The sequence below is a fragment of the Bremerella sp. JC817 genome, from assembly GCF_040718835.1.
Lineage (GTDB): Bacteria > Planctomycetota > Planctomycetia > Pirellulales > Pirellulaceae > Bremerella.
In genome coordinates, this window is the sequence record NZ_JBFEFG010000268.1 from 561,159 (window position 1) to 574,016 (window position 12,858).

The 12,858-nt window shown below is 58.7% G+C and carries 9 protein-coding genes; 6 read left to right on the forward strand and 3 right to left on the reverse strand.

Annotated elements, in window-relative coordinates; all coding sequences use genetic code 11:
• Nucleotides 1-96 precede the first annotated feature (96 nt).
• From AB1L30_RS13680 to AB1L30_RS13690, 3 genes are all read right to left on the reverse strand, one after another.
• Nucleotides 97-2,508, reverse strand: coding sequence for a serine/threonine-protein kinase (locus tag AB1L30_RS13680; RefSeq protein WP_367013981.1), 2,412 nt, complete (start codon nucleotides 2,506-2,508; stop codon nucleotides 97-99).
• Nucleotides 2,509-2,622: 114 nt separating this feature from the next.
• Complete coding sequence (locus AB1L30_RS13685) at nucleotides 2,623-3,183, reverse strand: ECF-type sigma factor (protein WP_367013982.1); 561 nt, start codon at nucleotides 3,181-3,183, stop codon at nucleotides 2,623-2,625.
• 294 nt (nucleotides 3,184-3,477) lie between these two features.
• A complete protein-coding gene (locus AB1L30_RS13690; RefSeq protein ID WP_367013983.1) occupies nucleotides 3,478-4,026 on the reverse strand; it encodes a hypothetical protein in 549 nt (182 codons plus the stop codon).
• A gap of 376 nt (nucleotides 4,027-4,402) precedes the next feature.
• Between AB1L30_RS13690 and AB1L30_RS13695 the strand changes: the two genes are divergently transcribed.
• The 6 genes from AB1L30_RS13695 to AB1L30_RS13720 all read left to right on the forward strand — a co-directional run bounded on the left by AB1L30_RS13695 (nucleotide 4,403) and on the right by AB1L30_RS13720 (nucleotide 12,605).
• Nucleotides 4,403-6,610: an aryl-sulfate sulfotransferase gene (locus tag AB1L30_RS13695; protein ID WP_367013984.1), complete on the forward strand. Its 2,208-nt coding sequence runs from the start codon at nucleotides 4,403-4,405 to the stop codon at nucleotides 6,608-6,610.
• Between the two features lie 101 nt (nucleotides 6,611-6,711).
• Nucleotides 6,712-8,850 (forward strand): alkaline phosphatase family protein, encoded by a 2,139-nt coding sequence (locus tag AB1L30_RS13700; RefSeq protein WP_367013985.1) that lies wholly within the window; start codon nucleotides 6,712-6,714, stop codon nucleotides 8,848-8,850.
• Nucleotides 8,847-10,898, forward strand: coding sequence for an alkaline phosphatase family protein (locus AB1L30_RS13705; protein ID WP_367013986.1), 2,052 nt, complete (start codon nucleotides 8,847-8,849; stop codon nucleotides 10,896-10,898). Before AB1L30_RS13700 ends, AB1L30_RS13705 begins: the two co-directional genes overlap by 4 nt.
• 61 nt (nucleotides 10,899-10,959) lie before the next feature.
• On the forward strand, nucleotides 10,960-11,145 hold the full coding sequence (locus tag AB1L30_RS13710) for a hypothetical protein (RefSeq protein WP_367013987.1): 186 nt from the start codon (nucleotides 10,960-10,962) through the stop codon (nucleotides 11,143-11,145).
• A 4-nt stretch (nucleotides 11,146-11,149) separates the two neighbouring features.
• A complete protein-coding gene (locus AB1L30_RS13715) occupies nucleotides 11,150-11,983 on the forward strand; it encodes a hypothetical protein (RefSeq protein ID WP_367013988.1) in 834 nt (277 codons plus the stop codon).
• Between the two features lie 37 nt (nucleotides 11,984-12,020).
• The gene (locus AB1L30_RS13720; protein WP_367013989.1) at nucleotides 12,021-12,605 is read left to right on the forward strand and encodes a sulfotransferase family protein; all 585 of its coding nucleotides are present in this window, start codon (nucleotides 12,021-12,023) and stop codon (nucleotides 12,603-12,605) included.
• Nucleotides 12,606-12,858: the final 253 nt, after the last annotated feature.

A 12,858-nucleotide genomic window follows, 5' to 3' on the forward strand; every position in this document is an offset into this window, starting at 1 on the left:
GATTGCCGGGGAAAGGGTGCCAACTTTTTTCAGATTTGTGCTCGCCAAGCCAGAACTGGCCAGCTTTCACGGTAAATTAGAATGCCGCTGCAACCGTTATTCACTGGATGCAGCAGGCGCGACCGCTCTTTCGGCGGCACGCAGCATCTCTTCCGCTTCAACTTCGATCAATCGCAAACGGACGTCTTCCTGGGGTACCGTTCCTTCGATTACCGTGCGTGCCTGGCGATACCAGATGTACGCCTCCAGAAAATCGAACCAAGGCGCGGAAGTCGACGTGGACGAGACACTCATTTCGTCCATCCACTGATCAAGCCAGACCTTCGTCTCGGCCAGGTAGAGTTCGGCCTGCTCGTCATTCCCTTGTTGATGCATTACCAAGGCAAGGGCAGCCGTACTGGTCGCAGCGATCGGGCCTGCTTCGTTGGAAGACCGTGCTTGCGACAACAACTCGATCGCCCGCTTCGTGTCGCCGGCGCGATAGTTCGCCACACCGGCCGCGTAAATCTCGGCCGCTTCCATGATGCCATGCTTGCCAGGAGGTCCTCCGCCGGGGCCACCATTGGGGCCGTCGTCGCGGAACGGATTCATCGGACCAGGACGACCACCCAGGATCGGAGGCATCCGATCGCTGCCAGGCCTTGGACCGCGATCAGGTCGTCCATCCTTGTGATACAGCTGCGATTCCATCCGCAACGCCAGCGACTTGAAGTCCTGCTCGTTGCCTGGCTTGATGCAGATGCCGCGGACGATCATGGTGATCTGCGGGGGATCGTCGGTGACTTCGAGTTGGCTACGAAGCTTCTGACAGACATCGTCATAAGCATCGATCTGCCCGGCGAAGTAGGTCAACTGCGGCACGCCCCACCACGCAGGATTGTTGGCGGTGGCCCCCAGTTCCAAAGCCTTCGCGTAATCTTTCGCGGCCTGATCCCAGCCACCAAGTTGTGCCAATAAGGCTCCCCGTCCCGACAACGTCAGGAAGTGATTGGGCTGCAAGTTGGCCGCTTTGGTGTACTGTTCGAGCGCCAATTGCCATCGCTGCTCGTCGGCATTCGCGCGAGCACTATCGAGCAGCACGTTCGCTTCTTTCAAGTGCTCGATCGATTCGATCTCTTTGAGATGCAGCTCTTGCGTCTCTTGCTGGGCGATGGTGGCTCGAATGGCCTGCCAGGTACTGAAGATCGTTCCCGTCACCAGCGAAAGCAGCACGATCACTGTTGCCAGGAACATCGTCTTGTTGCGCCGCGCGAATCGCGTGAAGCGATACCAACTGGAAGGAGGCCGGGCAACGACCGGCTGCTGATCGAGAAACCGCTGAACGTCGCGAGCCAGATCGGCGGCCGTTTCATATCGGCGTCGACGATCTTTCTCGAGCGACTTCATCACAATCCAGTCGAGGTCACCTTTCAGCTCCGTTGCCAGGTGCCGTGGATTGACTTGCCGCGCGACCGGTTTGGTGGTGTCGAGTCGCGTTGTTCCGGTTAGCCTCGCGCTGGGACGTGGCGGATCTTCTTCGCGGATCATCCGGCGCATTTCATCGAAAGAGGCCGTCTGCAAGCGATGCTGATCGAACGGTGTCTGCTCCGTCAGCAGTTCGTACAGAAGCACGCCAAGCGAATAGATATCGCTGCGAGTATCGACGTCCAGCGAGTTCATTTCCGCTTGCTCTGGACTCATGTACATCGGCGTCCCAATCATCTGGGCGAACCGTGTATAGATGGTCCGTTCGGTCAGAGGCTCGTTCAGCGCCTTGGCCACACCAAAGTCGATCACCTTCACCACCGCATCGGCATCGTGCAGCGTGACCAGCACGTTCGATGGCTTCAAGTCGCGGTGAATGATCCCTTTTTGATGGGCATGCTGCACCGCATGGCACACATCGAGAAACAGCTTTAATCGCTGCTGGACGGTCTGATCGTGGTCGCGGCAGAACTTCGTGATATGAACGCCGCGGACCAGCTCCATCACGAAGTAAGGCTGGCCTGAGGCAGTCGTGCCGCCGTCGAAAATCCGGGCGATGTTCGGGTGATCCATCATCGCGAGCGCCTGCCGTTCCGCCTCAAAACGGGCGATCGCGTCGGACGAAAGGGCCGTCGCTTTCAGCAGCTTGATCGCTACGCGGCGTTTAACCGGCTGCTGCTGCTGGGCGACATAGACCTGGCCGAAGCCACCTTCCCCCAGCTTTTCGAGCAGGACGTAGTTGCCGATGAACTCGCCACCGTCGATCGTGTCGGGAATGACATTCCCGACCGAGTCACGCCCCCAGGTCGCATTCATGGCGATCGCTTCCGCCGCTGATTTCACTTGCCCTTGCAGAGCCATCCGGGAAGGTGTTTGCTGATCGAGCACATTCACGCTGCGGTCGTGGGCGGATAACAGATCGGCCACCGCCGCTTGCAACTGGCGATCGTCGCCACACTCTTCCGCAACATACGCATCGCGCTGCGGCCCCATCGGCAGATCAAGTGCCGAGAGAAAGATCGATTTTTCGCGATCGAACGACATGGAGCCCCGGTGACAAACAGAACGTGCGGTATCCCTACTGTAAGGATATGCGAATTCTTGCGGCAAAAGGTGACAGATATTTCCTGCAGCGCGGGTTCTTCGTCGTTGGAACCGCTATTTTCGCTCGATCTCGCGCTGCAGCCAGGCCCGGGCAAAGCTCCAGTAACGTTTTGCCGTCCTTCCCGAGATACCCATCGACTGGGCTGCTTCTTCCACCGTGAGCCCGCTGAAATACCGCAGCATTACGAGCCGATAAGATTCGGGATCGGACGCTTGCAGCTTGGTGAGGGCCTCGTCCAGTGCCAGCAGCGAATCGTTGTCGTTGCGGTCGGCAGAGATCAAATCGTCGGGCAATTCGACGATGGTGTGCTCGCCACCATGCTTGAGACTGGCTCGGCGACGGGCTTCTTCAATCAGAATACGTCGCATCGCTTCGGCTGCCGCGGCAAAGAAGTGCCCGCGATTTTCCCAACTGCCACCGTTGCCCACCAGTCGCAAATAGGCCTCGTGAACCAGGGCGGTGGGCTGCAGCGTGTGGTCGACCACTTCCTGCACCATCTTGGCGGATGCGAGTTTCCGCAATTCTTCGTAAACCAGCGGCAGCAACTGCTCGGAAGCGTGCGCATCGCCTCGCTCGAGGGCTCCTAGAATCTGGGTTACATCCGATTGGGTCACAAAATTTCCCTTCGAATCGCTGCCGAAAAACAAGCCAATAATCCAATTGCCCCCGCGAAAACGGGAGCAGCTGTTTCCGCGAGGTCTATTGTCAGTCTAGCAGAAGCTAGAACTTTTGCGTTGGTTTCCGGAAGCACACCGGTATGCAGGCGGCCTTCACTTGCCTTGGAACCACCGGTTATGCCAATGCCTGACGGGTGCGTGTGACTACTCCCCAAGCGCGGACGAGTACCGCCAACCATTGACATAGCCTGTGGCTCGAAGGCCGGCAGAGCCTTGCAAGCCGGTGGAGAACTACGCTTCTTCGTCGACGCCCAGAAGTCCCGAGACAAGCAACTCGGAGATCTTGTTCACCGCGTCCGAGTCTTCACTTTCGGCCAGCTCGTCCAGCAGCGTCTGCAGCGTTTCGATCAGGCTCGATTCTTCCGTTTCTTCGGTGCTTTCGCTACCGCCAGCTTCGGGTGGAACTCCGCCTGGAGGGGGTCCACCGGCACGCGGTCCGCCTGGGGGAGGTCCGCCCCCAGGAGGCCCGAGGCGTTCCGAAAGTTGATCGGCATCGAGTCCATATTCTTCGAACACCGTGGCGATGGTGTCTTTGACGGTCGACGGATCCGGACGGCCTTCGCTCGACTCGAACAGTTCTGCCAACGCGTCCTGAACATCCTGTTCCAGCGATGCTTCTTCTTCGGCGGTCAGCCCTTCCGATTCCGCGATGCTGGCCAGATCGGACTTCAGCCCTGGCGGAAGTTGGCCGGTTGGTGCAGGCCCACGACCGCCGGCCGCGCCTTGCGATTGCTGCAAGTTATAAACACTGGCCGCGCTGGTGCTTTGAATGGATGTCATCGGTCTGCCTCGCCCATTTGGAGTTAACGAAGGGGAAACCGCGCTTTCCGGTCGGACAGCTCCCCGAAACAGAACTGGCTGTGGGCGTCGCTATGGTTCGCTTCCTGCGAAAGGCTTTTGGCGTCCACGTTTACTTTCTGTCTTTAAAGATCGGTCATCGATCCGCGCTCGACGATGCGATTGCGTCTCAAAATGGTGCCGATGCGTCTCAAACAAGCGTTTTCGGCGATCGCAGGGGCCTGGAACCGCTCCTGAAATTTTGCTGTCACCCTCGCCAAGACTTTTTCGCATTGGTGGGTAGCAGACCTTTTCCGCCACTGTTTTCAAGTGTAATTCGGATTCGCTCTTCACCATCCGAAACGGAGATACATCGTCGATGACCACCCGACTTCACCACTTCTGGTCGCTTGCGATGGCCGTCGTTTGTTCGGCCGCGACGACCTTGCTTCATGCGGAATCGACGCCAGACCGTCCGCTGAAGGATGCGAAGGATGGCGTGAGTGTCAACGCTCCTGAAGCCCAGCAAGGCTACACGTTGATCGCTCCGATGAATTCCACTTCGACCTACCTGATCGATATGGCAGGGCATGTCGTCAACGAGTGGAAAAGCGAATACACGCCTGCTCTCAGTTCGTACCTGTTGCCCAACGGTCATTTGCTGCGACCGGCCGCCGAACGTCGCGGTGGCTTCGGGGGACCGGGCGGCGGTGGTCGTATTCAAGAGTTCGATTGGGATGGCAACCTGGTCTGGGACTTTGTCTTTCAACACGACAAATTAAGACCGCACCACGATATCTGTCCGCTGCCGAACGGCAACGTCTTAGTTGTCGCCTCTGATCCGAAAACCGCTGCCGAAGAAACCGCCGTGGGCCGTCGCGCTGAGTTGGTCACGGAAGAACTGCTTCCCGATTGTCTGCTGGAAATCAAGCCCACCGGCAAGACAACCGGCGAGATCGTGTGGCAATGGCACGCGTGGGATCACCTGGTTCAAGATGTCGATCCGAACCTGCCGAACTACGGCGATGTTTCGGAGAACCCACAACGCATCGATATCAACTTCAGCACGGCGATGATGGATCGCATGTTGCAAGACCCTGCTCAATTGGCGCGTCTGCGCTCGCTCGGCTACGTCGGCGGCGGCGCCCCTCGTGGTGAACCTGATCAAGCTGGCACGCCAGGTTCACGCGGGGGGCAACGCCCCGAAGGTCGCGATGGAAATCGCGGCCGAAACGATCGCCGAGGTGGCCCAGGGGGTGGCGGCGACTGGATGCATGTTAACGCGGTGGCTTACAACGCGAAGCTCGATCAGATCATGCTGAGCGTTCATGAATTCAGCGAAGTCTGGATCATCGATCACGGCACCACCACGGCGGAAGCTGCTTCCAACCAGGGTGGCAAGCGTGGCCATGGTGGCGACCTGCTGTATCGCTGGGGGAACCCACGCGTCTATCGCAGCGGGACCAATGTTGATCAGCGTCTGTTCGCTCAGCACTGTGCCCACTGGATTGCTGAAGGCCTGCCCGGTGCCGGCAATATGCTGGTGTTCAACAACGGAATGGGTCGTCCGGACGGATCGTATTCGACGTCGGACGAAATCGAACTTCCGCTGAAGAACGACGGCACCTATGAGAAAGAAGAATACCTGCCGTATGGCCCGCTTTCAGCGAAATGGTCGTACTCGGCACCAGAGAAGTCCGACTTCTTCTCGATGTTGATCTCCGGCACGCAGCGTCAGCCGAACGGCAACACGCTGATCTGCTCGGGCAATCAGGCCATGCTGTTTGAAGTCACGCCCAACAACGAAATCGTGTGGGTGCTGCAACTTCCTGGCGGTGGCATGGGTGGCCCTGGCGGACGTGGAGGTCCCGGAGGTCCTGGCGAACGCGAATTCGTGCCGACCTTCCTGGCTCGGGTTCTCGGCTTGAGCGAAAGCCAACTGAAAACGATTGCCGAACTACAAAAGAACATCGATGAGAAGTTGGCGAAAGTGCTTACTAAAGAGCAGCTTGAAAAGCTTAAGAGCCCAGGCGGTGGTGGTCCCGGTTTCGGCGGCCCACCCCGAATTGGCGAAGTGGTCCCGGTCTCGCTGGTGGCAGACCTCAGCGAAGAACAGTTCGCGCAGGTGAAGACCCTGCAGGACGAAGTCGACGAGGCCTTGAAGAAGGTCTGGACCGCAGAGCAGAAGAAGAATCTCGATGAACTAGAAAGCCGAATGGGCGGTGGTCCTGGAGCGGGCCGTCCCGGCTTTGGTGGACCTGGCGGATTCGGTCCGCCTCCTGGAATGGGTGGCCCTGGCGGTCCCGACGGCCGCGATCGAGGTCCCGATCGTCGCGGCGCGGGCGGCCCTTTCGGCCGGGGTGGCCCATTTGGTCCGGGAGGCGGGCCGGGTGGCCCTGACGGAGGCCCCGGTGGACGTGGCCCCGGCGGTGGCGGTCCTGGAGGTCCTGGTGGTGTCTTCCGCGCCTATCGCTACGACACCGAGTATACCGCATTTGAGGGGAAAGACCTGAAGCCGGGCAAGCTGCTTGTCGAAGCGATGACTTCGGCTGGCGGTCCTGGGCAGCAAGGTCCTCCTCGCCCGTAGTGCTGGGGTCTTTGGTTTGCAAAACCCCCTGTTACCCGTGGCTTGGCTCGCCGCTTTATAGCCAGGCCACGGGTTTCTCTTTCCGCGAGATGGTTTGACGCATGCAATGGTTCAACAACATCCCTGACACGCTCGCTGGCTTGCTGCCACTGAGCTATATCGGCCCAGGAGCCGGGTTCGCTCTGGCCGGATCTTTCCTGGCGGTGTTTGGGGCGATTGCATCGGCCATCTCGATGTTGCTTCTGTGGCCGCTGCGACGCGTCTTCCGCGTTCTTTTAAGAAAGCGTCCACCTCAGAAGCCCAAATACCCTCGCGTTGTTGTGCTGGGGCTCGACGGCCTCGACCATGGCATGACCGCGAAACTGCTCAGCGAAGGAAAGCTGCCGAACCTCGCTCGGCTTCAGCAGCAAGGCAGCTTTCATTCCTTGGCCAGCACGTTGCCACCGATTTCGCCGGTCGCGTGGTCGACGTTTCAAACCGGAGTAAACCCCGGCAAGCACAATATCTTCGACTTCCTGACGCCGGACGAATCGACCTATCAGCCGAAGCTGAGTTCGGTCGAGATTCGAACCATCAGTAAGTCGATCGGCATCGGGCCGTTGAAATGGGAATATCAAAAGCCTGATGTGCGGATGTTGCGGAAGAGCAAGCCGTTCTGGAGTGTGCTTAGCAATTACGGCATCTTCAATTGCATCATCCGCGTCCCGATCACCTTTCCGCCGGAGAAACTGCGGGGCGTGCAGTTGTCGGCGATGTGCGTGCCTGACCTGCGAGGCACGCAAGGCACGTTCTCGCAGTACACGACCCGCGCCAAAGAAGAAGGGGTGAAAACGGGCGGCGAAGTCCACTATGTCCAACGAATTGGCAACTGGGTCGAATGCGAACTGCTCGGTCCACCCCATCCAACCGACGCCAGCAAAGGTTCGCTGAAGGTTCCGTTCCAAGTTGAGATCATCGACGAAGATCACGCCTGGCTTCATCTGCCTGGCAACAAGCAGAAGCTGACCAGAGGCGTGCACACCGATTGGTTGAACGTCACCTTCAAAGCAGGCTGGGGCGTTGCGGTGAGTGGCGTTTGCCGCGTGATGTTGCTGGAAACGGAACCAGAGTTCGGGCTGTATGTCACGCCGATCAACATCGATCCTGAAAACCCTGCCATGGCGATCGGTTACCCTTCGGTTTATCCGATTTACCTGGCCAAGAAGCAAGGTCCTTACGCCACGCTCGGCTTGGCGGAAGATACCTGGAGTCTCAGCGAACAAGTCATTGAAGACGAACATTTCCTGCAGCAATGCATGGATATCGACGTCGAACGCGAAACGATGTTTTTCGATAGCCTCGACAAAGTTCGCGAAGGCTTGTGCGTCTGCGTGTTCGATGGCACCGACCGCATGCAGCACATGTTCTGGCGGTATCTCGATAAGTCGCACCCGGCCCGACCGGCCCACGTACCGGCGAAGCTCGAGAACGCGATCGAAGACCTTTACGTCCGCATGGATGGCCTGGTCGGCCGCACGATGGAGAAGTGCGACGATGGCAACACGCTGTTGATGGTGCTATCGGATCATGGCTTCAACACCTTCCGTCGCGGCATCGATTTAAATCGCTGGCTGGAAGAGAACGGCTACCTGGTCGTCGACGAGGCCCGACGCAGCGAAGACTACCTGGCGGGCATCGACTGGAGCAAAACGAAGGCGTTCGCCCTCGGCCTGACCGGCATCTTCTTGAACCTGGAAGGGAAATACGAGCATGGCATCGTTACCCCAGGCGAAGAGGCCGACAACCTGAAGGCCGAGATCGCGGCCCGGCTGAACGAAGTGGTCGATCCGCAAACCGGCACTAAGGCGATTCGCCGTACCTATCAAGCGGCCAGGGCATATCGCGGTCCATACAAGGAGAACGCCCCCGACCTGATTGTTGGTTACGAAAGTGGCTATCGCATCTCGTGGGATGCCGCGGTCGGTCGCACCAGCACGCAGGTCTTTCACGACAACACCAAGGCCTGGAGTGGTGATCACTGCGTCGATCCTTCAGTCGTGCCAGGCATCCTGTTCAGCAGCGACCGCATCGCCTCGGCGGCGCCACGCTTGCTCGACCTTGCTCCGACCATTCTGAATCTGTTTGGTTGTCCCATTCCTGATTACATGGATGGTCAACCGCTGGAGTTTTCGGAAGCTCCGCCGGAAGTCGAGACGACCGAGAAGCCTTTCAGCGAAACTCCCGTCAAGGTGGCATCATGAGCGACACGCAACCAAGCAAACCATCGATCTCGCGTCGCACATTGTTGACGGGTGCGGCCGCGGCGGCTGGCATCGGTGCCTTGGGAGCCACTTCGTATTGGCTGGGCGGGGTGAACCGCGTCTCGCATAGCTTCGGCAAGAAGGTAATTGTGATCGGGGTCGACGGCATGGATCCGCGACTCTGTCGGAAACTGATGAGCGCGGGCATGATGCCCAACATGAAACGGATGGCTGCGGCGGGCGGCTTTAGCAACCTGGGAACCAGCTGCCCGCCGCAGAGTCCGGTTGCCTGGGCCAACTTCATCAACGGAGCTGGTCCTGGCTCGCACGGGATCTTCGATTTCATTCATCGGCATCCGCACCAGCAGTGCGCGCCGTTCTTCTCGGCGGCAGAAACGATTCCGGGCGAAGGCTCGATCGAAATCGGTGACCACCAACTGCAGCTCGACTTCTGGCCCTTCAATCATCAGCCACCTGAAACAGTCTTGCGTCGGCAGGGCGTTCCGTTCTGGGACTTCCTCGACGCCCAGCGGATTTCGTCCGTCTTCTACGACTTGCCTTCCAACTATCCGCCGAGCCCGTCGGAGTATGGCTTCCACAAGTGCGTCTGCGGGATGGGCACGCCCGACATGCTCGGTTCGTACGGAACCTACCAGTTCTTTAGCGAGGACACGCCGGTCGAAGGTCTCGAAGAAGGGGGAGGCAAGCGCAGCCGTGTGAAGTTTGATGGCGACTCGGCTCGCATCACGCTCGTTGGCCCGGAAAACAGCATGCTCAACAGGCCGCAGCCTGTCTCGATCGACATCGATGTCCATCGCGATCCTGGTTCCCGTACCGTGCTGCTGGAAGTGCAAGGTCAGAAGATCATGCTCAACGCCGGTGAATGGAGCCACTGGACGAAGCTCGACTTCGCGCTTTCAACGCCGCGTCCTTTGCCGACACAGCACGCCAGCGGGATCTGTCGCTTCTACCTGCAAGAGGCGGCGCCGAACTTTCGATTGTACGTCACGCCGATTAACGTCGACCCATCGGCCCCGGCCGTTCAGCTTTCGGAACCAGAGAACTTCATCTCGGACATCTCGAACGACCTTGGCTTGTTCTATACCACCGGTTTTCAGGAAGACCACAAGGCCCGATCGAACGGCGTCTTCGACGACGATCAGTTCCGTCGCCAGGCAACCGAAGTGCTGGAAGAACGCCTCGCGCTGTTCGAGTACGCCGTCGAGAACTACGACGACGGCTTGCTGTTCTTCTACTTCAGCAGCAGTGACCTGCAATCGCACATGTTCTGGTGGGACGGGGACGAAGATCCGAATCACCCGACCCGAACCAGCACCGAGGCCGCCAGTCGCTATCAATACGTGAAAGACCTTTACCAGCGGCTCGATGGCATCATCGGCGATATTTACGACCGCTATGGCGACAAGGCGACCATCTACGTGATGAGCGACCATGGCTTCGCCAACTTTGGTCGGCAGTTCAATGTCAACTCGTGGCTCCGCGACCTCGGCTATTTGAACCCGCGCGAATGCACGTCGATTCTGACCGACTGCGACTGGTCGCGAACGCGGGCCTATGGCATGGGGATCAATGGTCTCTACTTGAACCTCAAAGGTCGCGAACGGGACGGCATCGTCGAACCAGGCGAAGAACAGGAAAAGCTGACCCGACAGTTGATCGCCCGTCTGAAGGGGGTTCGCGATTACAACGGCAAGCAGGTCATCCGCAACGTCTACCGCTCGAGTGAGATCTATTCGGGCAATGCGACCGCATTGGCACCTGATCTGATAATTGGCTATGCCCGTGGCTATCGCGCCTCGTGGGAAACCTGTCTGGGCGAACTCACGCCTGATGTGCTACTCGACAACACTTCGGCCTGGAGCGCCGATCACTGCGCCGATGCCTTGGAAGTCCCGGGCATTCTGTGCTGCAACAAACCGTTCACGGCATCCGATCCATCGCTGGTCGACATCGCTCCGTCGATCCTCGACGACTTCGGAATCGCCACCCCGATCACCATGACTGGCCGAAGCATCTTTCGGACGTAGCGCAGGGCAGTAGCCCTTCGCTTAGAACACCTGGCCGACGTACCCCAGAAAGGACAACCCGATGGCGAAAGTGAACCTAGATAGCGGACTCTTCGAGCGTGCCCAGGCCGCCGCGGCGAAGGAAGGTTACAGCAGCGTTGACGAATTGATCGCGACCGCTGTCGAGAACGAAATCAAACGGATTGGCGAAGCCGACGCCGAACGGCAAGTCGCCGATCAGCTTCGTGGTCTTGGCTATATCGAGTAAGTCGATGCTCGCAAACGTGATTTCCTGGTTGAATTCGCTCGCCAACGCCACCCTTGGGCTGTTGCTGGAACTGGTCGCGTGGATTCCGGCGTGGCTGTCGATCACGATCATCGGGGCGGTGACCGGCGTGCTGATGTTGATGGTGTTCAAGTACACCTCGCACCAGTCGGCTATTCGCCATACCCGGAACCAGATCAAAGCGAACCTGCTCGGACTTTCGATGTTCAAGGACGACCTTCGCGTCGGCTTGGGCATGCAAGGGAACCTGCTGAAATTCGCAGGGCGACTGCTCGCGCTCTCCGTAGTGCCGATGCTGGTGATGATCGTTCCGACCTGCCTTGTCCTTTCGCAACTGGCGCTCTGGTACCAGGCCCGCCCACTCGTGGAAGGCGAGAAGGCGATCGTCACGGTGCAAACATCGGCCGATCCAGAAGCGGTGCAACAAATCGCTTTGGCAGAATCGCCTGCCTATCGCGTGGCGAAAGGTCCCGTCCGTGTCCCTGGCAAGCAGATGATTTGCTGGGAGATCGAAGCCCTTCAGCCAGGGCGTCATCAAATGCAGTTCACCTTCGGCAACGATCACATCGACAAACAATTGGCGATCGGATCTGGCCTGATGCCGGTTAGCCTCGTGCGGCCTTCGCTCGACTGGACCGACACGCTGTTGCATCCTAGCGAATCCCCTTTCGGGGATACGTCGCCGGTGCAGTCGATCGCCATTGAATACCCTGAGCGTGCTTCGTGGATCTACGGTAGCCACACCTGGCTGATTACCTGGTTTCTGGTTTCCATGGTCGCCGCCTTTGCTGCCAAACCTCTCTTGAATGTCAACTTGTAAGGCCACCATGTTCACTGCTCATGGAGATTTTCCCGGCATGTCATTTTCCAACGCCATCACGATTGTCTCGGGGCTGCCTCGTTCCGGCACTTCGCTCATGATGCAAATGATCGATCGGGGAGGCATTCCCGCGTTGACCGACGAGATTCGTTCCGCCGATCGCGACAATCCGAAAGGCTATTACGAGTTCGAGCCGGTCAAGCAAACCAAAGACAACCCAGGTTGGCTTGGCGATGCTCGCGGCAAGGTGGTGAAGATGGTCTCTTCGCTGCTGTACGATCTGCCTGCTAGCGAAAGCTATCGCGTGGTCTTCATGCGGCGCGACATCGAAGAGATTCTCGACTCGCAGGAAAAGATGTTGTTGCGGCTTGGCAAGCCAGTGGCCGATCGATCGGCGATTCGCATGGCGTTCGATGTGCACTTGAAACGTTTGATGGAGTGGCTGCCCGATCAGAAACATTTGAACCTGCTGGAGCTGAGCTACAACGAACTGCTGACCAATCCGCGCGACGAGATCGCCCGGCTGAACTTGTTTCTGGGCGGGCATCTCGACACCGAGACCATGGTCGCTTCGATCGATCCGCAGCTTTATCGCAACCGCAGCGCTGCCACCAACAACTAGACGAAGCATCTCGCTTCCTGGACGCTCTGCCCCGCGTCCAGGAAGGGTAGCCCAGGCATAACGCAGCCTGGGCTACCATTTTTCTTGGCTTCACGGGCCATTCATCTCGCCCCAAGCTTTGCGAACCCCCAATTTTGCCGTGCGACAATTTCGCCATCGATCCCTGGCAGCAGGGGGGGCTGGAAAAAGGTATGATGAAAGGAACAACAACCACGACGGGGCTTTTGTCTCGCTGGGATGAGGCCACGTGAAC

Excerpts from the sequence above, each read along its gene's own strand:
- AB1L30_RS13680 (WP_367013981.1), bottom strand. The coding sequence starts at position 2,508 with ATGTCGTTCGATCGCGAAAAATCGATCTTTCTCTCGGCACTTGATCTG.
- AB1L30_RS13690 (WP_367013983.1), bottom strand. The coding sequence starts at position 4,026 with ATGACATCCATTCAAAGCACCAGCGCGGCCAGTGTTTATAACTTGCAG.
- AB1L30_RS13705 (WP_367013986.1), top strand. The coding sequence starts at position 8,847 with ATGAGCGACACGCAACCAAGCAAACCATCGATCTCGCGTCGCACATTG.
- AB1L30_RS13710 (WP_367013987.1), top strand. The coding sequence starts at position 10,960 with ATGGCGAAAGTGAACCTAGATAGCGGACTCTTCGAGCGTGCCCAGGCC.
- AB1L30_RS13715 (WP_367013988.1), top strand. The coding sequence starts at position 11,150 with ATGCTCGCAAACGTGATTTCCTGGTTGAATTCGCTCGCCAACGCCACC.
- AB1L30_RS13720 (WP_367013989.1), top strand. The coding sequence starts at position 12,021 with ATGTCATTTTCCAACGCCATCACGATTGTCTCGGGGCTGCCTCGTTCC.
- AB1L30_RS13695 (WP_367013984.1), top strand. The coding sequence starts at position 4,403 with ATGACCACCCGACTTCACCACTTCTGGTCGCTTGCGATGGCCGTCGTT.
- AB1L30_RS13700 (WP_367013985.1), top strand. The coding sequence starts at position 6,712 with ATGCAATGGTTCAACAACATCCCTGACACGCTCGCTGGCTTGCTGCCA.